The organism is Pseudomonas sp. KU26590 (assembly GCF_026153515.1).
Taxonomy (GTDB): domain Bacteria; phylum Pseudomonadota; class Gammaproteobacteria; order Pseudomonadales; family Pseudomonadaceae; genus Aquipseudomonas.
In genome coordinates, this window is the sequence record NZ_CP110644.1 from 3,738,651 (window position 1) to 3,758,447 (window position 19,797).

A 19,797-nucleotide genomic window follows, 5' to 3' on the forward strand; every position below is an offset into this window, starting at 1 on the left:
CCCACTAATAGCATCGTGCGCTTTCTCGCCTGTTCCCGGCGGAAGCGGGTCCTGCTGAAAGCATCGTGTGCTTTCTGACCTGTTCCCGGCCGGAGCCGGTCCTACCGACCGCGCACGACCTATGGGACCGGCTTTAGCCGGGAAGCTTTTGAATCGAGCGCGGGCATGACGGCTTACCCCTGCCGCCAATACCCCGGCCTGTTGTATACCTCTTTCAGAAACGCGATAAAAAATCGCACTTTCGCCGGCAGGTAATGCTGTTGCGGGTACACGCCCTGGATGTCGTAACTGGGCAAGGCGAATTCGTCCAGCACGGTGACCAGCGCGCCGCTTGCGACCTCGTTCTGAATCTCCCAGGTCGAGCGCCAGCTCAGGCCCAGCCCGCGCTTGGCCCAGTCATACAACAGCTCGCCATCGTTACAGTACAGATTGCCCGCGACCTTAATCGCCACCGGCTTGCCCTCGCGCTGGAACGTCCAGCCGCGATGCTGCCCGCCCTGCAGGTTGAACGACAGGCAATTGTGCTGCGCCAGATCCTCAAGCACCTGGGGAAATCCATGCTCGGCGAAATACCCCGGCGAGCCACAGACCACGCGTTTGTTGGCGTACAGCTTGATGGCGACGTAGTTGGGGTCGAGCACCTCGCCGATGCGGATGCTCATGTCATAACCCTCACGCACCAGATCCACCACGTTGTCGGTCAGGTTGAACGACAGCTGCAAATCCGGGAACCGCGCCTGAAATTCCGGCGCGTGGGGCGCCACGTGCTGACGGCCAAAACCTGCCGGCGCCGAGACCACCAGGTGCCCGCGCACGCTGCTTTCGTTCTCGCTGATGCTGGCGTCCAGCTCCTCGAACGACTGCAGCACCAGCTTGGCGTTCTCCAGATACGACTCGCCGGCATCGGTCAAGGTCAGGCCCCGTGTCGAGCGATGAATCAGCTTCACGCCCAGACGATCCTCCAGCGCGCTCAGTCGCCGACCCATGATCACCGGCGTCACCCCCTCCACCAGCGCCGCGGCGGCAAAACTGCCACGGGTGGCAACGAGCACGTAGCTGCGTAACTCCGTGTAGCGATCCATTCGATACTCCAGATACCGATAGAACGGATAAAAACAGCCATTCACAAAACATCAGATTCAAATCAGGCTGTTTACGTACAAAAACTATCGAGTTCGGGAGACTAACAAATGACCGTCATGAGAGCCATCGAAGCCGCCGTTCTGGTGATGCGTCGCGAAGGCGTCGACACCGCCTTCGGTATTCCGGGCGCCGCGATCAACCCGCTGTACGCCGCCTTCAAGACACTCGGCGGCATTGACCACGTGCTGGCGCGCCATGTGGAAGGCGCTTCGCACATGGCCGAGGGTTACACCCGCGCCATCGCCGGCAACATCGGTGTGTGCATCGGCACCTCGGGCCCGGCCGGCACCGACATGATCACCGGTCTGTATTCAGCCTCCGCCGACTCGATTCCAATTCTGTGCATCACCGGTCAGGCGCCCCGTGCGCGGATGCACAAGGAAGACTTCCAGGCCGTGGACATCGCCAGCATTGCCGCGCCGGTCGCGAAGTGGGCCACCACGGTCATGGAACCCGGCCAGGTGCCCTATGTGTTCCAGAAAGCCTTCCAGTTGATGCGCAGCGGTCGACCCGGCCCGGTATTGATCGACCTGCCGTTCGACGTGCAGATGGCCGAGATCGAATTCGACATCGACACCTACGAACCGCTGCCGGTGGTCAAACCCCAGGCCAGCCGCAAGCAGATCGAAAAAGCGCTGGCGATGCTCAACGCTTCGGAGCGTCCGCTGATCGTCGCCGGCGGCGGCATCATCAACGCCGATGCGTCGGACGCGCTGGTGGAGTTCGCCGAGCTGACCGGCATTCCGGTGATCCCGACGCTGATGGGCTGGGGCACGATCCCCGATGATCACCCGCAGATGGCCGGCATGGTCGGGCTGCAGACTTCCCACCGTTACGGCAACGCGACGATGCTGGCGTCCGATCTGGTGCTCGGCATCGGCAATCGCTGGGCCAACCGCCACACCGGCACCGTGTCGGTGTACAGCGAAGGCCGCACGTTCATCCACGTTGACATCGAGCCCACGCAGATCGGCCGTGTGCTGACGCCCGACCTGGGCATCGTTTCCGACGCAGGCGCCGCGCTGGCGATGTTCATCGAAGTGGCCCGCGAGTGGCGCACCGCCGGCAAGCTGAAGAACCGCAGCCAATGGCTTGCGAGTTGCCAGGAACGCAAGCGCACGCTGCTGCGCAAGACCCATTACGAGAACATCCCGGTCAAGCCGCAGCGGGTGTACGAGGAGATGAATCATTACTTCGGCAAGGACACCTGCTACATCAGCACCATCGGCCTGTCGCAGATCGCCGGCGCGCAATTCCTCCACGTCTACAAGCCGCGTCACTGGATCAACTGCGGTCAGGCCGGGCCACTGGGCTGGACCATTCCGGCGGCGCTGGGCGTGGTCAAGGCCGATCCGAATCGCCAGGTCGTGGCGCTGTCGGGGGATTACGACTTTCAGTTCATGATCGAAGAACTGGCCGTCGGTGCGCAGTTCAAGCTGCCGTACATCCACGTGGTGGTGAACAACTCCTACCTGGGCCTCATCCGTCAGGCCCAGCGCAACTTCGACATGGATTACTGCGTGCAGCTGGGGTTCGACAACATCAACGCGCCTGAGCTGGAAGGCTATGGCGTCGATCACGTCGCGGTGGCCGAAGGCCTTGGCTGCAAGGCAATCCGCGTGCTTTACCCGGCGCACCTGCAGGCCGCCTTCGCCGAAGCCACCCGTTTGATGCAGCAGCACCGCGTGCCGGTGGTGGTGGAGATCATCCTCGAGCGCGTCACCAACATTGCGATGGGCACCGAGATCAACGCCATCAACGAATTCGAGTCCCTGGCCGAAACCCGCGCCGACGCCCCCACCGCCGTCAGCCTGCTGGACTGATCGCGCTCGGCTTACTTGAAACAAGAGCTCAGCACACGAACCCAGAACACGAACAAGGAGTACGTCATGCCACGTTTATGCGCCAACCTGTCGATGCTGTTCACTGAGCTGGAGTTTCTGCAACGCTTCGAAGCCGCCGCCGACGCCGGGTTCAGCGGCGTCGAGTACCTGTTTCCCTATGACTTCAGTTCCGCCCAGATCAAGGCCGAGCTGGAGCGCAACCGGCTGACCCAAGTGCTGTTCAACCTGCCGGCAGGCGACTGGGGCAAGGGTGAGCGCGGCATCGCCTGTCACCCCGATCGGGTTGAGGAGTTCTATGCCGGCGTCGACCTGGCCATCGGCTACGCCAAGGTCTTGGGCAACACCCAGATCAACTGCCTGGCGGGGATCAAGCCCCAGGGGTTCGACGACGCGCTGATCGAAAAGACCTTCGTCGACAACCTCAAGTACGCCGCCGACCGCCTGCAAGCCCAGGGCATTGATCTGGTCATGGAAATGATCAACACCCTGGACATTCCGGGGTTCTACCTGAACACCACCGCCCAGGCCCTGGCGATTCGTGAAAAGGTCGGCAGCCCCAACCTGTCGCTGCAATACGACATCTACCACATGCAAATCATGGAAGGCGACCTGGCCCGCACCCTCGAAAACCACTTGCCGGCGATCCGTCACGTGCAACTGGCCGACAACCCCGGCCGGCATGAACCCGGTACTGGGGAAATCAACTACGGCTTTCTGTTCAAGCACCTGGACCGGCTGGGTTATCGCGGCTGGATCGGCTGTGAATACAAGCCGTTGACCACGACCGAAGCGGGGCTGGGGTGGCTGAAAGAGCACAACCTGATCTGACACCCGATACCTGATCCAAAACGCAACCTGGCGTTGCCCGGAATGCAAATCCTGTAGGAGCGTGGCTTGTCCCGCGATCGGCCGGGAACCGGTCGTAAATCAACCAGCGATGTACGTCTGGCACACCGCGCTAGCAGATTTTACTGCTGCTACGTAGCAGATCGCGGGACAAGCCACGCTCCTACAGGAGACCGCACAAGACATCACTAAGAGGTCACCTCTCATGGCTAACATCGGCTTTATCGGCACCGGCATCATGGGCCTGCCCATGGCAGAAAACCTGCAGAAAGCAGGTCATCAGTTGATCCTTTCCCGGCATTTCGTTGCTCCGCCCGCGTCACTGGTGGACGGCGGCGCGATGGTGCTGGCCAACCCGCGAGAAGTGGCGCAAGAGGCGGAATTCATCATCGTCATGCTGCCGGACACGCCGCAGGTCAACGACGTGCTGTTCGGCGAAAACGGTCTGAGCGAGGGCGTCGATGCCCGCAACGTGGTCATCGACATGAGCTCGATTTCCCCTTCGGCGACCAAAGCGTTCGCCGAGAAAATCAACGCCACCGGCGCGCAATACCTCGACGCGCCGGTCTCGGGCGGCGAAGTCGGCGCCAAGGCCGCCACGCTGAGCATCATGGTCGGCGGCGAGCAGGCGACATTCGAACGCGCCCTGCCCCTGTTCCAGACCATGGGCAAAAACATCACCCTGGTCGGCGGCAATGGTGACGGCCAGACGGCCAAGGTCGCCAACCAGATCATCGTCGCGCTGAACATTCAGGCAGTGGCTGAAGCCCTGCTGTTTGCGTCGAAAAACGGCGCCGACCCGGCCAAAGTCCGCGAAGCGCTGATGGGTGGCTTTGCCTCGTCGAAGATTCTCGAAGTGCATGGCGAGCGAATGATCAAAGGGACGTTCAACCCGGGCTTCAGGATCGCGCTGCATCAGAAGGATTTGAACCTCGCCCTTGAAGGCGCCCGGGAGTTGGGGCTGAATCTGCCCAACACCGCCAACGCCCAGCAAGTGTTCAGCACCTGTGCGGCATTGGGCGGCAGCGGCTGGGATCATTCGGGGTTGATCAAGGGCCTGGAGCACATGGCGAATTTTTCGATTCGCGGGGATCACAGGCCTGACTGACTGGCATTGGGAGTTGTGTCGTCCATACCGGCCTCTTCCCGGCTAAAGCCGGTCCTACGAGAAGCAAGGCGTGCAGTCAGCAGGGACGCAGCGGCATGCACTTTGTGGGACCGGCTTTAGCCGGGAAGAGGCCCGCCCTGCTGGTACCTATCTTGGCCAATGACAACACCAAAAAAGCCAGGCCTCCTCTCGGACAGCCTGGCTTTCTTTTATAGCGGAGTTTCTAAATCCCCCCGCCACCCGATCAGAAAATATTGATCGGATAATCCGCGATCAAACGAAATTCCTTCACGTCGACATCCGGCTGATCGCCGTTAGCGGTGTGCCAGGCCTGACGCATGCGCAGGGACAAATCCTTCGCCGGGCCGGACTGCACGACATACTTCGCTTCAAGGTTGGTTTCGTGATGGTCGCCGTCATCGCCATAACCGGTGTACGTGCTGTTCGACGGAATATGGGATCCATCGATGTCGTCACCGTGGATATAACGGACCATGAAACTCAAACCAGGCGCGCCGTAACTCGCCATGTTCAGGTCATACCGCGCCTGCCACGACTTTTCGCCCGGACCGTTGAAGTCGGAGTACTGAACCGAGTTGGCCAGCAGTATCGAATCACCGGTGTCGCCCGCGCCGTTATTACCAAAGGCCACGTAGTCGAACGGCGTGTCGCCATGCACTTTCTGATACGCCAGCGTCAGCGTGTGGGCGGTCAGGAATGAATAGGCAGCGGCCAGCGACCAGGTCGTGTTGCTGATATCCCCCGCCTTGGCGGCACCGCTGTCGTTGGTGCGATAGATATTAAAGTCGAAGTTCAATGACTGCTGATCAGAGATCGGCATCGTGTAGTTGGCATTGGCGTAGTACTGATGCCAGACATCCTTGAGATCCGAGCCGTACAGGCTGACCGAAAGATTATCGGAGAGCGCGTATTTACCGCCGGCGTAGTCAATGCTGCTGGCTTCGACGTTGGCATACGCCGCCCAGATGCCGTGATCATTGTTGGTGGTGACCGGGCCGTTGCTGCCGGTGAAATGACCGGCATCGAGGTCCAGGTTGGCAATGTCGCTGCTCAGCAGGTTAAAACCGGTCGCGGTTTGCGGAAACAGTCGCGAGCCGCCTGCGGCAAACACCGGCGCCTGGGGTTGCAGATTGCCGTAGCGCAATTCGGTTTTCGAAATGCGCATCTTCAGCGCGCCGCCGGCTGTGCCGTATTCATCCTGCGGATTGCCATGGCTGTCCACGGGCAGATTGCCGGTGCCGGTGGTCCCGCCGCCGCCATCGAGCTTCAGGCCCCAGTAACCGTAAGCATCAACGCCAAAACCCACGGTGCCCTGGGTGAACCCGGAACTGAAATTACCCAGCACGCCCTGGGTCCAGTCCTTGCTGTCGTCCTTGCCGTGTATGTTTTCCCGGTTGAAATAATAATTCTTCAGGTGAACGGTCAGACTGCTGTCGTCGACGAAGCCCTTGGCCTCCGATTGATCACTGACAACCCCTGCCGTTGCCAATTGACTGACACCCAGCGAAACCGCCAGCGTCATCAGATTCCATTTCACGAAAGTCATTGTTATCCCCTGTCTCTATTAAGGCCCAGCGCGTGCGTCCCCTTGATGCGGAGCACTGTTTCAAGCTCACGCGACGAGTCAGCGCTGGAGCGGCGTTGCGGCAGATGGAAACAAAACACACATGCCAGTGACTGGACGGCTGTTCCAGGCAAAGGAGCACATTGATTATTGTGGATGCACGTTCTACCTACGGTATGCCCCGCAGTTGAAGGCAGAAAATCTTTTAGCACTGTCCGACCGACGGGTTTCCCAACCAGTCTTGATAGTCACTATCAATGTTCGTAATAGTCGAAAACTTTCGGCCAGTGTTACCGTCGTCGGCGATGAAGAACACGAATCAATTGCCGGACGACTCCGCAGCGTCAGGCAATAGAATCATGCTCCGCTTCATCATTCCTTTGGTAAGACTTTTAGCCACCCCACGTCAGTGCGGTGGCTTTTTTTATGCCTTTCCAGTCAAGCGTTGAAGCCATTCGCCGGGAACACGAAACGACAGAAAAATTCCCTCTCAAAGTACCAACGGACGCTATGGCTTCCATAGGTAAATTCTCTAGGCAACGCCGTGGAAAGTCCGATATAAAGCGCACCAAGTAATAGCGTTCTAATATCATGAACGCCCCCATTTCAGGTGCATGCCATGTTCAAAAATCTTTCGATCGCCAAGCGCCTGGGATTGGGCTTCGGGTTGGTCCTTGCGCTGATGATCCTCGTCACGCTGGTCGGCGTTAACCGTGTTCACTTGATGGAATCCGCCCTGACCGACGTCAGCGAGGACGCCACCGTCAAACAACGCTACGCGATCAATTTCCGCGGCAGCGTGCATGACCGCGCCATTGCCCTGCGCGATGCCGTGCTGGTGCGCAATGACGCAGGCCTCGCCACGCACTTGCGTGACATCGAGCGACTGGACGGCCTTTATCAGGCGTCCGCCGCGCCCATGGACCGCATCTACCAGACCAAAGGTGCGTCGCCCCGTGAGCAAGAGCTGCTGGCCAACATCAAGACGGCCGAACGCACTTCGCTGAGCGCCACCGAGAAACTGCTGAAGCTGCGCCAGCAAGGCGAGATCGACCAGGCCCAGACGCTGCTGATGGAGCAAGTGTCCGGCGCCTACAAGGACTGGCTCGCCCGGATCAACGCACTGATTGACCTCGAAGAGGCTTCCATTGGTGGGCACATCACGTCGGTACGGGCCACGGCCTCGCAATTCGCTTCGCTGATGCTGCTGTCCACCGGCATCGCCGTGGTACTGGGCATCATTGCCTCGTTGCTGATCATCCGCAGCCTCAAGTCGACCCTCGGCGCCGAACCCCACCAAGTCGCGGCTTCGATCCGTCGTCTGGCAGCCGGCGAGCTGACCGACAAGATTGAAACCTCCTACCCCGACAGCGTGATGGGCGCGCTCAAGGCGACCAACCTGCACTTGTCGGCCACCATCACCGAAGTACGCTCGGCCGCAGCAGCGCTGACTCACTCCTCGGCGCAGTTGCTGTCCAGCTCCGACAGCAACAGCGAGCAGATGCGCCTGCAGGCCAGCGAAACCCAGCAAATGGCCACCGCCATTAATCAGATGGCGACCACCGTAAAAGAAGTCGCCAACTACGCCAACCAGGCCTCGAATGCCACCCAGACGGCCGATCAGGAAGTCGAGAACGGCAAGCGCGTGGTCGAAGGCACCGCCCAGGCGATGGACCAACTGGCGCGCAAGCTGGAAAGCGCCGCTGACTCGGTGGGCCAGGTCTCCAGCGACAGCCGCGCCATCGAAAACGTGGTGGCGGTGATCAACTCCATCGCCGAACGCACCAACCTGCTGGCGCTCAACGCCGCCATCGAGGCCGCACGCGCCGGTGAAGCAGGCCGAGGGTTTGCCGTGGTCGCCGACGAGGTTCGTTCCCTGGCCAACCGGACCCAGGAGTCGACCCAGGAAATCCGCGACATGGTCGGTCAATTGCAAACGGGTGCGGTGAAGACCGCCGACCTGATGCGTGAAAGCCGCGAGATGGCCCAGCGCACCGTCGAGCAGACCCACGAAGCGCAAACCGCGCTGGTGAAGATCCGCCACGAAGTCGGCGCGCTCAACGACATGAACGCGCAGATCGCCAGCGCCGCCGCGCAGCAGCGGGCCGTGGCCGATGACGTCAGCGTCAACATCAACCGCATCCACGATGCGGCACTGGAAACCGCTGTCGGCTCCAACCAGGTGGCGCGCTCCAGCCGCGAGCTGTCGACCCTGGCCGACGTGCTCACCGACCGCGTGAGTTTCTTCAAGGTCTGACCCTTCAAGGCTGCGTCCCTCAGGCGGCGCAGCCCTTTTACTCCATCACCCCCCGCCTTGTTTTCCGCTTTCAAGGCCTCTTGATTCTGACGCCGCGCCCGGCTTAATCACTGGAGTCCTTCTGCACTTTCTGGTCTAGTAGCGATCCGATCATCGCGAGTCGACTGTCGTCGATTCCGTCATCCATTCGCTGCAACTGCCGCCCAAGCAAAGGTCCCGCCGATGTCTGCCCAACGTTTCAAGCACGCCCTCTCCTGCCTGTCCCTGCTGGCCTGTCTGACCTCCACTGCTGCCTTTGCCCACGCCCATCTGGAAAGCCAGCGGCCCGCTGCCGACAGTGAAGTGAGCGCGCCCAAAGAGCTGCGCCTGACCTTCTCGGAAGGCGTCGAAGCCACCTTCACCAAGGTGGTGATCAGTCTGGACGCGCCCGATACGCCGACTGAAATCATCCAGACGCGCAACGTCGAAACCGACCCCAACGATCAGAAAGTTCTGATCGTGACCCCGGCCGTGCCAATGGTCCCGGGCAAATACAAGGTGGAATGGCACGCCGTGTCGGTGGACACCCACAAGAGCGAAGGCACCTACCGCTTTCAGGTGACGCCATAACCCCATGCACGAAGGACTGATCCTGTGCCGCTTCATCCACTTTGGCGCAGTGCTGTTGCTGTTCGGTGTCGCCGCGTTCCGCAGCCTGTTGTTTGCCCGCCACCTGCTGGCGTTTGAAGCCAGCCCGGCGGGACCTCGCCTGAGTCAAAAACTCGGCTGGCTCGCCGCTATTGCCCTGGCGAGCGCGCTGGCCTGGCTGATGCTGACGGCGGCTTATCTGAGCAGCGACTGGAGCAGCGCGATTGATCCGTCTACTGTCGGACTGGTGCTGGGCAATACCTGGTTCGGTCATGTGTGGGTGGTTCATCTGCTGCTGAACGCGCTGGTGGTCATCCTCAATCGCCGGGTTAGACCGAGCGTTTTACTGGTTCTCAACACCCTGTTGCTGCTCACCCTGGCGCCGGTCGGTCACGGTGCGATGTTCGATGGGCTGAAAGGCCAGTTGTTGATGCTCAACCAGATGCTGCACCTGCTCGGCGTCGGCACCTGGCTCGGCGGGTTGTGGATGCTGGCCCTGCTGCTGAGGGCTGATCATGGCGTCGACCTCGTTGTGGTGTTGCGGCGTTTCAGCGGCATCGGCTACGCACTGGTGGCGGTGATCATCGCAACGGGCCTGGTCAACGTTCGTGCACTCAGCGGCGGATTCTGGCCAGAGCCTGCGTTTGCCGGGTTCGGCCTGGTGCTGGCCGTCAAAGTAACAATGGTGGTGGGCATGCTGTTGCTCGCCGCGCTGAACCGGCAATTGGCCCAGGCGGCTGATCTGCCATGGGCACGCCTGAGGCTGAGCGTGTTTCTGGAATGCCTGTTTGGCGCGGCTGCGCTGGCGGCGGTGTCGTTGCTTGGCACCTTGCCGCCGATGTTGAGCTGATTTGAACGTATGGCCTTGAACGCAAGAGTTTGAACGCAAGAGTCGGGGTGTGGCCCTCCGTCGATGTGGCTAACGTACAGGACAGTGAACCACCAGAGAGCCGCGAAAATGAGCCGTCAGCCGCGCAATCAGTCCCGCCAAAGCATCGAGCTCGACCCGCGCTGGAGCGCCGTGGTGTCCCGGGACGCCAGCGCCGACGGGCAGTTCGTCTATGGCGTGCGCACTACAGGCGTCTACTGCCGCCCGAGCAGCAGCGCGCGCTTGCCACGGCCGGAAAACGTGGTGTTCTTTGACAGCGCCGCCGAGGCCGAAGCCGCCGGGTTTCGCCCGAGCAAACGCGCCGCCGCCGACCGCACCGGTCTGGCCGAGCAGCATGCTGCCGTGGTCGCTGGCGCCTGTCGACTGATCGCCGACGCGGAGTTGCTGCCGACCCTCGCCGAACTGGCCGCCCATGCGTGCATGAGCCCCTGGCATTTCCACCGCGTCTTCAAAGCCGTCACCGGCCTGACGCCCAAGGGCTACGCCAACGCCCACCGCGCCGACAAGGTACGCAGCAAACTGACCGACAGCGGGCGAATCACTGACGCCCTCTACGACGCCGGTTTCAATTCCAACAGCCGCTTCTACGAAGCCAGTGCCGGACTGCTGGGCATGCGCCCCACCGACTACCGCACGGGCGGCGCCAACCTGGAGATTCGTTTTGCCGTCGGCGAGTGCTTTCTTGGCGCAATTCTGGTGGCTCAAAGTGCGCGCGGCGTGTGCGCCATTCTGCTCGGCGATGACCCGAACCGACTGGTGCAAGACCTGCAGGATCAGTTTCACAGCGCCACGCTGATCGGCGGCGATGCCGACTTCGAGCAGCTGATGGCGGAGGTGGTGGGGTTTATCGAGGCGCCGAAGCTGGGCCTGAACCTGCCGCTGGATTTGCAGGGCACGGCGTTTCAGCAGCGGGTCTGGCAGGCCCTGGCGCAGATCCCGCCGGGCACGACCGCCAGTTACGCGCAAATCGCCCAGCGTATTGACGCGCCGACCGCCAGTCGCGCGGTCGCTCTCGCCTGCGCGGCGAATCACATCGCCGTGGCGATTCCCTGTCACCGCGTGGTGCGCAGCGATGGCGCGTTGTCGGGCTATCGGTGGGGTGTCGAGCGCAAGCGCGCGTTGCTGAATCGTGAAGGTCAAGAAACGGAACCACAGAATTAACGCTGAGGTTTTTTGATCGCCTTTGGCCCAGCGCAAAGGTCCTAGCGCGGAACCGGCAACGGCGTGTCTGAGCCCAGGCTCTCAGCCCAAGCCTGAACGGCTTCGTGTTCAATCACGCGGCCCGCATCAACATCAGTTAAAGCCTCGCGAGTCAGTCGACCGCGTTCCTCTTCCTGATCGATCCAGTCCGACAGCGCCTGATTGATGATCCAGTTTTTGGAGCGGTCCAGACGCTTCGTCATCACATCAACTTTCTTCGCCAGTTCCTCGGGAACGTGAGCCGTCAATAATAGGGTCTTCGCAGGTGGTTCCATGATGGAAGAGTTCTGAAATGGAGAGAGAGTTTCAAAGTTAATCATAGTGCGCAGCGAGAAGTCGTCAGGGACGGGGTCAAGTGACGCTTTGGCCTGTTCCCGCCCCGCCAGCAGCTTCCCGGCTAAAGCCGGTCCTAAAAAGAATCCAAGCACGCGAAAAGGCCCGAGCACGCAAACGCCGGTAACAGCTTCTCACTTGAGAAACCCTGACAGCGGCGTAAGGTCCCTGCACCGGATCTCACAAAGGAGCATGGACGTGCCTTCGACTCTTCAAGCAGCGATAACCGACACCGCCCCCTCATTCTGGTTGATCGCCGACCAGCTCAATGCACGCAACGAAACCGAACGTCTGGACTACATTCGCTCGGGCTTCCCGCCCGGCTGGGTCAAGGTGCTGCGCAACGCCTTCCGCCTCAGCAACAGCCAGCTTGAAGCGTTGCTGGCGACCTCGGTCTCCACCCTGGAACGCCGCCAGCGCCAGCAACGGCCGTTGGACGTCGTCGGCTCCGAACGCCTCGACCGGGTAGCCGCCCTCGCCACCCACGCCGCCGAACTCTTTGAAGACCAGAACACCGCCCGCCGCTGGATGGTCGCGTCCAACCGCGCACTCAACGGGCAGACACCCATCGCCCTGTGCGAAACAGAAATCGGCGCGCGCCAGGCACGCCGGGTGCTCAGCGCCTTGCAGCATGGCGGGGTCGTCTGATGCAGGCCTGGAGGATCAGCAAGGACAGTGCCGCCAACGATCTGTCCGGCACGGGCGCCGCCCAGTTCGGCGGGCGCTGGAATCATGCCGACCAGCCTGCCGTCTACCTGGCGCTGAGCGCGTCAGGCTGCGCGCTGGACACGCTCATTCAATGCGCGAGCCTGCCGCAGCCGGGTTTCCATCTGGTTCACCTGCAGTTGCCGGATGACCCGGCGCTGTATTGGCAGCCTGCCCTCGCCCAGCTGCCGCCTGGTTGGGACGTCACGCCGGCGGACCGACCCAGCATGGATTTCGGCGGCGCCTGGCTGGAGCGGCGCGAGCAACTCGGCCTGATCGTGCCTTCCGCAACCATCACCCACACGCGCAACCTGCTGCTCAATCCCTGCCACCCGGCCATGGCGCAGGTCAGGGTGCTCGACGTGCGCCCCTTCACCTGCGGCTGATCAGCGCTGGGTGTCGACCACGATTCTCCCGCGTACCTGCCCGTCCATGAGCAGGTGCGCGGTCTCAACCACTTCACTGAGGCCGATCTCGCGGCTGATCAACGGCAGCAGCGACACATCCAGATCCCGGGCCAGACGCGCCCAGGCGTCGATGCGGTCCTGACGCGGGCGCATGACACTGTCGATGCCGGCGAGGGTCACGCCGCGCAGAATGAAAGGCGCCACCGATGCCGGAAAGTCCATGCCCTGGGCCAGACCGCAGGTTGCGACCGTGCCCCAATAGCGCGTGCTGGCGCAGATGTTGGCCAGGGTGTGACTGCCCACCGAATCGATCGCCCCGGCCCAGCGCTCCTTGGCCAGCGGGCGGCCGGGTTCAGACAAGGTGGCGCGGTCGATGATTTCAGCAGCGCCCAGGGAGGTGAGGTATTCGCCTTCGCTCAAGCGGCCGGTAGAGGCCACGACGCGATATCCGAGTTTCGCCAGCAGCGCGATGGCAAAACTGCCGACACCGCCGTTGGCGCCGGTCACCAGCACATCGCCCTTGTCCGGCGTCACCCCGTTTTTCTCCAGCGCCATGACTGCCAGCATCGCGGTGTACCCGGCCGTCCCGATGGCCATTGCCTGAGCTGGCGTGAACGCGCTCGGCAGCGGGATCAGCCATTTGCCCTGTAACCGCGCTCGCTGCGCCAGGCCACCCCAATGACCTTCGCCGACGCCCCAGCCATTGAGCAGCACGTGATCGCCGGGTTTGAAGTCCGGGTCGCTGCTGTCCTCGACCGTGCCGGCCAGATCCACCCCAGGCACCATCGGAAACTGCCGCACGACCGGGCCTTTGCCGGTGATCGCCAGGCCGTCCTTGTAATTCAGCGTGCTGTGACTGACGCGCACAGTGACGTTGCCTTCGGGCAATTGGCTGTCGTCGAGGTTCGTCACCTCGGCGCGGTAGCCGTTGTCGTCCTTGTTGATCAGGATGCCTTTGAACATTGCCCTTCTCCTATTTAGACCGCTCGTCTATAACCAGACCTGAAAAGATCAGCGCGGCAAACCGCGCAGAAATCCGATGATGAAGGTATTGAGCGGCTGCTCGTTCTGCACCAGTCGAGCCCGCAACACAGCGCCCTCCCAGCCGATCCAGAAATACGCCGCCAGCTCTGAACAGTCGGTGCGCGCTGGAAGTTCGCCTGCCGCAATCGCCGCCCTGAAGCACACCGTCAGGCGCGCCTGCCAATTGAGGAAGACCTTTTCCAGCGCCTCGCGAAAACCCGCCGGCAAGACGCTGACTTCCTGGCCCATGTTGCCGACCAGGCAGCCGCGTCGAAAATCGTGGCGGGCGATATTGACCTTCGATTCCTGAACGAACCCGGCCAGCCGTTCCAGCGGCGAGAGTGTTTCATCGAGCAGCCAGCGATCCAGGCGCCGGGCGAAGTAACTGGCGTAGCTGTCCAGCACCGCGAGGCCAAACACCTCTTTGCTAGCGAAGTAATGATAGAAGGAGCCTTTGGGCACGCCGACGCGCTTGAGGATGCCGTCGATGCCCGTGGCCATGAAGCCCTGTTCGGTGAGCACCTCGACCCCGCAACGGATCAGCGCCTCGCGGGTGTCGAAGTCATCGGGGCGTGCCACTTTGGGCGGGCGGCCGGGGCGTCTGGGTTTTGCAATGATGTCGTTCATGGGGTTGCATATTAGACCGAGCGTCTATTAAATCAACCGCATCTTTGCTTTTGCTGCTTTTTCGCGATGGAGACCTGCTGATGATTGCCTGGCCCGACACCCGCCTGCTCAAACTGCTGGACATCGAACTGCCCATCCTGCAAGCACCCATGGCCGGGGCGTCCGGCTCGGCAATGGCCGTCGCGGTCGGCAAAGCGGGCGGCCTGCCCTCGCTGCCCTGCGCCATGCTGAGCCGCGCGCAGATCCGTGAAGAGATGGCGCGGATACGCGCGGGCACCCACGCGCCGCTTAACCTGAATTTCTTCTGCCACCAGAATCCTGTGCCCGATACACAGGCCGACGCCGACTGGAAAGACCTGCTCAAACCCTACTACGACGAACTGGGCGCCGACTTCGACGCGCCAACGCCCACCTCCAATCGCGCACCCTTTGATGAGGCGGCGTGCGCCTTGATCGAAGAGCTGCGCCCTGAAGTGGTCAGCTTTCATTTCGGCCTCCCCGATCCCGCATTGCTGGCGCGGGTAAAGGCCACCGGTGCGAAGGTGCTTTCCTCGGCGACCACCGTGGAAGAAGCCGTGTGGCTCGAAGCACGGGGTTGCGATGCGATCATCGCTATGGGCTACGAGGCTGGCGGGCATCGCGGCATGTTTCTCAGCGATCAGCTGCACACCCAGGTCGGCACAATGGCGCTGGTGCCGCAGATTGTCGATGCCGTGACGGTGCCGGTCGTCGCGGCCGGCGGGATTGGCGACAGTCGCGGGATCGCCGCCGCGTTCATGCTCGGCGCGTCAGCGGTTCAGCTCGGCACGGCCTACCTGTTCACCCCGGAAGCCAAGACTTCGGCGCTGCATCAGGCGGCACTGAGCCGCGCCCAGGACAGCCACACCGCCATCACCAATATCTTCACCGGCCGCCCGGCCCGGGGCATCGTCAATCGCATCATGGGTGAAATCGGGCCCATGGCCGATGCCGCCCCCGCCTTCCCCACCGCGGGCGGCGCGCTGATGCCGCTGCGCAGCAAGGCAGAAGCCCGGGGCGACGACGGTTTCATGAATCTCTGGGCGGGTCAGGCAGTGGGCATCAAGCACTCGCTGTCGGCAGAAGAACTCACCCGGACGCTGGGCATTGGCGCCCTTGAACGGCTGGCCGGGCGCTAGCCGGTGATTTAAAACCGCCGATTTAAAACAGGAGCGCGGCAAGATCCGGCTTTCGCGCGGAGACGAGTCGCTATATATTTCGCTGCATAGCGTTTGACCGGCGTACGGTTGGCGTTCTTCCTCACCCCCGTTCGCCATCCCGGAGCCGTTCCATGCGCGCAGTTTCAAATCGCTTCACCCTCACCTCTTTGGTCATCGCCCTAACAGCGCTGTCGTCGGGCACAGCGTTCGCTGATGAGGTCCAGGTGGCCGTCGCCGCCAATTTCACCGCGCCGATCCAGGCCATCGCCAAGGATTTCGAAAAGGACACGGGTCACACGCTGGTCGCTTCTTTCGGCGCCACCGGCCAGTTCTACACCCAGATCAAGAATGGCGCGCCGTTCGAAGTGTTCCTCGCCGCCGATGACACCACCCCGGCCAAACTTGAGAGCGAAAACGAGACCGTGAAAGGCTCGCGCTTCACCTACGCAGTGGGCACTTTGGCGCTGTGGTCGGCCAAAGACGGCTATGTCGACGACAAGGGCCAAGTGCTCAAGGACGGTAAATTCGAACACCTGTCCATTGCCAACCCGAAAGCCGCGCCCTATGGCCTCGCCGCCACCCAGACGCTCGACAAATTAGGCGTGACCGAGGCAACCAAAAGCAAGATCGTTGAAGGCCAGAGCATCGCCCAGGCCTATCAGTTCGTGCAGACCGGCAACGCCGAGCTGGGCTTCGTCGCCCTTTCCCAAGTGTTCAAGGACGGCAAGCTGACCGGCGGCTCGGCGTGGATCGTGCCCGCCAACCTGCATGAGCCCATAAAGCAGGACGCCGTGATCCTCAACAAAGGCAAGGACAACGCCGCTGCCAAGGCGCTGATGGATTACCTCAAAGGCCCGAAAGCCGCTGCCATCATCAAATCCTACGGATACCAGCTGTAAATGCTGCTGGGCAGTGCCGACCTCGCGGCCATCTGGCTGACGCTGAAACTGGCGTCCCTGACCACCGTGATTCTGCTGATCGTCGGCACACCCATCGCGCTGTGGTTGGCGCGCACCCGTTCATGGCTCAAAGGCCCGATTGGCGCGATCGTGGCCCTGCCTCTGGTATTGCCGCCCACGGTGATCGGCTTTTATCTGCTGCTGTTGCTCGGGCCGAACGGCGCGGTCGGTCAATTCACTCAGAGCCTGGGGCTCGGCACCCTGACCTTCAGTTTCACCGGGTTGGTGATCGGCTCGGTGCTGTATTCCCTGCCGTTTGTGGTGCAGCCCTTGCAGAACGCCTTCGTCGCCATCGGCCCTCGCCCCCTTGAAGTGGCAGCTACGTTGCGTGCAAGCCCTTGGGACACGTTCTTCTCAGTGATTTTGCCGCTGGCACGCCCCGGGTTTATCACCGGCGCGATTCTGGGTTTCGCCCACACCGTGGGCGAGTTCGGCGTGGTGCTGATGATCGGCGGCAACATCCCGGAGAAAACCCGGGTCGTGTCCACGCAAATCTACAACCACGTCGAATCCATGGAATACGCCCAGGCCCATTGGCTGGCTGGGGCGATGCTGGTGTTTTCCTTTGTGGTGCTGCTGGCGCTGTATTCCAGCGGCAAGGCTCGTTCGACCTGGAGCGGCGCATGAGTGCGACGATTGAAGTGCGGCTCAAGGTGAATTACGCCGAGTTCGCCCTGGACGTCGACCTCAACCTGCCCGGTCGCGGCGTTACGGCGCTCTACGGCCATTCCGGTTCCGGCAAAACCACTTGTCTGCGATGCATCGCCGGGCTGGAAAAGGCGGCAGACGGGTATATCCGTGTCAACGGCGAGGTTTGGCAGGACAGCGCCAACAACGTCTTTCTTCCCCCGCACAAACGTCCATTAGGCTACGTGTTTCAGGAAGCCAGCCTGTTCCCGCACCTCGACGTCGAGGGCAATCTGCGCTTCGGCCTCAAGCGCATTGCCGAGCGCGACAGGCGCATTACGTTGCAGCAAGCGACCTCGCTGCTGGGCATCGATCACCTGCTGAGCCGCGCGCCCGACAAACTGTCCGGCGGCGAGCGTCAGCGGGTCGGCATCGCCCGCGCGTTGCTGACCAGTCCGCGCCTGCTGCTGATGGACGAACCCCTGGCGGCGCTGGATGCACAACGCAAAAGCGAAATCCTGCCGTACCTCGAGCGCCTCCACGACGAGCTGGATATTCCGGTGATTTACGTCAGCCACGCTCAGGACGAGGTGGCTCGACTGGCCGATCATCTGGTGCTGCTCAGCGACGGCAAACCGCTGGCCAGCGGCCCTATCGGCGAAACCCTGGCGCGACTGGATCTGCCGCTGGCGATGGGCGATGACGCCGGCGTGGTGATCGAATGCAGCGTGCTGGGCTACGACGCCGCCTATCAGCTCATCACCGTTCAACTGCCGCGCAGCGAACTGAGTATTCGCGTCGCCCATTCCGCCTTGCTGCCCGGCAAACCGCTGCGCCTCAAAGTGCAGGCGCGGGATGTCAGCCTGAGCCTGCAACCCGACGCGCAAAGCAGCATCCTCAATCGCCTGCCAGTGACGGTCATCGAAGAGATCGCCGCCGACAACACCGCCCATGTGCTTGTCCGCCTCGATGCCGACGGCTCGCCGCTGCTGGCGCGGATCACCCGCTATTCCAGGGACCAGCTGCAGCTGGTGCCTGGGCAGCGGCTGTGGGCGCAGATCAAGTCGGTGGCGTTGCTGGCCTAGATCCGATCCCTCGCACTCATCAGAACGCAATTATTCGGCACGACTGCGCAGCGCCACGGTCAATGCAAAAAGACCCGCATTCAGGACTGCCTTTCCATGCCGGACACAATCCACAGCGAAGACCTGCCCAAAGATCTGCACTACGTCGACGACAGCCAGCCCGGATTCAGCCGCAAGATCCTGCGCGGCAAGTTCGCCTATTTCGACACCGACGGCCAACGCATTCGCGACGAGGACGAGATCAAGCGCATCAACGCGCTGGTGATCCCGCCGGCGTACACCGACGTGTGGATCTGTGCCGACCGCAAAGGCCATCTGCAAGCCACCGGCCGCGACGCCCGCGGGCGCAAGCAGTACCGCTATCACCCCCGCTGGCGCGAGATCCGCGACGAGAACAAATACTCGCGGATGATCGCCTTCGGCCAGGCCTTGCCCAAGGTGCGCAAGCAACTGGAAGCGCAGCTGGCCAAACCGGGCATGGGCCGCGAGAAAGTCATGGCGGCGGTGCTGTCGTTGCTGGACCAGACGCTGATCCGCATCGGCAACAGCCAGTATGCGCGGGACAACCGCTCCTACGGCCTGACCACGCTGCGCAACAAGCACGTCGACGTGAAGGGCAGCAAGATCTACTTCGAGTTTCGTGGCAAGAGCGGCGTCGAGCACCGGCTCAGCGTGACCGACCGACGCCTGGCGACCATCATCAAGCGTTGCATGGAATTGCCCGGCCAGAACCTGTTCCAGTACCTGGATGACGACGGCCAGCGGCATACCGTGTCCTCCCACGACATTAACCAGTACTTGCACACCCTCACCGGCGCCGATTTCACCGCCAAGGATTACCGCACCTGGGCCGGCAGCGCCATGGCACTGGCGACCCTGCGCAAGCTGCATTGGGAGCCGGAAGCCGACGCGAAGAAACACGTTGTGTCCATGGTCAAGGAAGTCGCGCGGTTGCTGGGCAACACCCCGGCAGTCTGCCGCAAGTGCTACATCCACCCGGCCGTGCTGGAGGCCTTTGCGATGGGCGAACTGTCGAAACTGCCGCGCAACCGCCAGCGCAAAGGCCTGCGTATTGAAGAAGTGGCGCTGGCCGGTTTCCTTCAGGGCCTGCAGGCCGCCGAGGTTATTCGCGAAGCATCCGAAGAACTGACAGGAGAAACAGCATGACCACCCACGGCGCTCACATCCCGGGCGAAAAACTCAATGACCCGGACGCACGCCCTGCCGACGTGGCCGATGATCGCGATCGCACCGACGACGTGCGTGAAGACGAGCCGCTGACCGGCGGCGATCACGACGACGCCGGGCACACCCCCAAAGTGCCCCTCGCAGAGTAAACCCGTTCTTGTATTTC

The 19,797-nt window shown here is 62.1% G+C and carries 20 protein-coding genes and 1 pseudogene; 16 read left to right on the forward strand and 5 right to left on the reverse strand.

What is annotated here, in order from left to right; all coding sequences use genetic code 11:
- Positions 1–173 precede the first annotated feature (173 nt).
- On the reverse strand, positions 174–1,082 hold the full coding sequence (locus tag OKW98_RS16270) for a LysR family transcriptional regulator (RefSeq protein WP_265385685.1): 909 nt from the start codon (positions 1,080–1,082) through the stop codon (positions 174–176).
- 108 nt (positions 1,083–1,190) lie between these two features.
- Between OKW98_RS16270 and gcl the strand changes: the two genes are divergently transcribed.
- The 3 genes from gcl (at position 1,191) to OKW98_RS16285 (ending at position 4,941) form a co-directional block, all read left to right on the forward strand.
- Entirely contained in the window at positions 1,191–2,966 is a 1,776-nt protein-coding gene (gene gcl / locus OKW98_RS16275) for a glyoxylate carboligase (protein ID WP_265385686.1), read from the forward strand.
- 66 nt (positions 2,967–3,032) lie between these two features.
- The gene (gene hyi, locus OKW98_RS16280) at positions 3,033–3,815 is read left to right on the forward strand and encodes a hydroxypyruvate isomerase (protein WP_265385687.1); all 783 of its coding nucleotides are present in this window, start codon (positions 3,033–3,035) and stop codon (positions 3,813–3,815) included.
- Between the two features lie 223 nt (positions 3,816–4,038).
- The gene (locus OKW98_RS16285; protein ID WP_265385688.1) at positions 4,039–4,941 is read left to right on the forward strand and encodes a 2-hydroxy-3-oxopropionate reductase; all 903 of its coding nucleotides are present in this window, start codon (positions 4,039–4,041) and stop codon (positions 4,939–4,941) included.
- 244 nt (positions 4,942–5,185) lie between these two features.
- Here OKW98_RS16285 and OKW98_RS16290 read toward each other — a convergent pair whose 3' ends face one another.
- Complete coding sequence (locus tag OKW98_RS16290; RefSeq protein WP_265385689.1) at positions 5,186–6,508, reverse strand: OprD family porin; 1,323 nt, start codon at positions 6,506–6,508, stop codon at positions 5,186–5,188.
- 637 nt (positions 6,509–7,145) lie between these two features.
- Here OKW98_RS16290 and OKW98_RS27555 point away from each other — a divergent pair.
- From OKW98_RS27555 to ada, 5 genes and pseudogenes are all read left to right on the forward strand, one after another.
- A pseudogene (locus OKW98_RS27555) lies at positions 7,146–7,607 on the forward strand (MCP four helix bundle domain-containing protein); the annotation flags it as partial.
- Entirely contained in the window at positions 7,599–8,783 is a 1,185-nt protein-coding gene (locus tag OKW98_RS16295) for a methyl-accepting chemotaxis protein (RefSeq protein WP_416148492.1), read from the forward strand. The pseudogene OKW98_RS27555 and the gene OKW98_RS16295, both read left to right, overlap by 9 nt.
- Before the next feature lie 222 nt (positions 8,784–9,005).
- Complete coding sequence (gene copC / locus OKW98_RS16300) at positions 9,006–9,392, forward strand: copper homeostasis periplasmic binding protein CopC (protein WP_265385691.1); 387 nt, start codon at positions 9,006–9,008, stop codon at positions 9,390–9,392.
- Positions 9,393–9,396: 4 nt separating this feature from the next.
- Positions 9,397–10,260 (forward strand): copper homeostasis membrane protein CopD, encoded by an 864-nt coding sequence (gene copD / locus OKW98_RS16305; protein ID WP_265385692.1) that lies wholly within the window; start codon positions 9,397–9,399, stop codon positions 10,258–10,260.
- Between the two features lie 108 nt (positions 10,261–10,368).
- Complete coding sequence (gene ada / locus OKW98_RS16310; protein WP_265385693.1) at positions 10,369–11,460, forward strand: bifunctional DNA-binding transcriptional regulator/O6-methylguanine-DNA methyltransferase Ada; 1,092 nt, start codon at positions 10,369–10,371, stop codon at positions 11,458–11,460.
- A gap of 41 nt (positions 11,461–11,501) precedes the next feature.
- Here ada and OKW98_RS16315 read toward each other — a convergent pair whose 3' ends face one another.
- A complete protein-coding gene (locus OKW98_RS16315) occupies positions 11,502–11,774 on the reverse strand; it encodes a CopG family ribbon-helix-helix protein (RefSeq protein WP_265389752.1) in 273 nt (90 codons plus the stop codon).
- A gap of 256 nt (positions 11,775–12,030) precedes the next feature.
- Here OKW98_RS16315 and OKW98_RS16320 point away from each other — a divergent pair, with 256 nt between their 5' ends.
- Positions 12,031–12,480: an antitoxin Xre/MbcA/ParS toxin-binding domain-containing protein gene (locus OKW98_RS16320; protein WP_265385694.1), complete on the forward strand. Its 450-nt coding sequence runs from the start codon at positions 12,031–12,033 to the stop codon at positions 12,478–12,480.
- Positions 12,480–12,923 (forward strand): RES family NAD+ phosphorylase, encoded by a 444-nt coding sequence (locus tag OKW98_RS16325; protein ID WP_265385695.1) that lies wholly within the window; start codon positions 12,480–12,482, stop codon positions 12,921–12,923. The genes OKW98_RS16320 and OKW98_RS16325 overlap by 1 nt, the downstream gene beginning before the upstream one ends.
- On the opposite strand, the gene OKW98_RS16330 is transcribed toward OKW98_RS16325, so the two are convergent.
- A complete protein-coding gene (locus OKW98_RS16330) occupies positions 12,924–13,907 on the reverse strand; it encodes an MDR family oxidoreductase (protein WP_265385696.1) in 984 nt (327 codons plus the stop codon).
- 48 nt (positions 13,908–13,955) lie between these two features.
- A complete protein-coding gene (locus OKW98_RS16335; RefSeq protein ID WP_265385697.1) occupies positions 13,956–14,594 on the reverse strand; it encodes a TetR/AcrR family transcriptional regulator in 639 nt (212 codons plus the stop codon).
- An 80-nt stretch (positions 14,595–14,674) separates the two neighbouring features.
- Here OKW98_RS16335 and OKW98_RS16340 point away from each other — a divergent pair, with 80 nt between their 5' ends.
- The 6 genes from OKW98_RS16340 to OKW98_RS16365 all read left to right on the forward strand — a co-directional run bounded on the left by OKW98_RS16340 (position 14,675) and on the right by OKW98_RS16365 (position 19,780).
- Positions 14,675–15,751 (forward strand): NAD(P)H-dependent flavin oxidoreductase, encoded by a 1,077-nt coding sequence (locus tag OKW98_RS16340; RefSeq protein WP_265385698.1) that lies wholly within the window; start codon positions 14,675–14,677, stop codon positions 15,749–15,751.
- A 152-nt stretch (positions 15,752–15,903) separates the two neighbouring features.
- Entirely contained in the window at positions 15,904–16,671 is a 768-nt protein-coding gene (gene modA / locus OKW98_RS16345) for a molybdate ABC transporter substrate-binding protein (RefSeq protein WP_265385699.1), read from the forward strand.
- A complete protein-coding gene (modB, locus tag OKW98_RS16350; RefSeq protein WP_265385700.1) occupies positions 16,672–17,358 on the forward strand; it encodes a molybdate ABC transporter permease subunit in 687 nt (228 codons plus the stop codon).
- Entirely contained in the window at positions 17,355–18,443 is a 1,089-nt protein-coding gene (gene modC / locus OKW98_RS16355) for a molybdenum ABC transporter ATP-binding protein (RefSeq protein ID WP_265385701.1), read from the forward strand. The genes modB and modC overlap by 4 nt, the downstream gene beginning before the upstream one ends.
- A gap of 96 nt (positions 18,444–18,539) precedes the next feature.
- Positions 18,540–19,610, forward strand: coding sequence for a DNA topoisomerase IB (locus OKW98_RS16360; RefSeq protein WP_265385702.1), 1,071 nt, complete (start codon positions 18,540–18,542; stop codon positions 19,608–19,610).
- On the forward strand, positions 19,607–19,780 hold the full coding sequence (locus OKW98_RS16365) for a hypothetical protein (RefSeq protein ID WP_265385703.1): 174 nt from the start codon (positions 19,607–19,609) through the stop codon (positions 19,778–19,780). Before OKW98_RS16360 ends, OKW98_RS16365 begins: the two co-directional genes overlap by 4 nt.
- Positions 19,781–19,797: the final 17 nt, after the last annotated feature.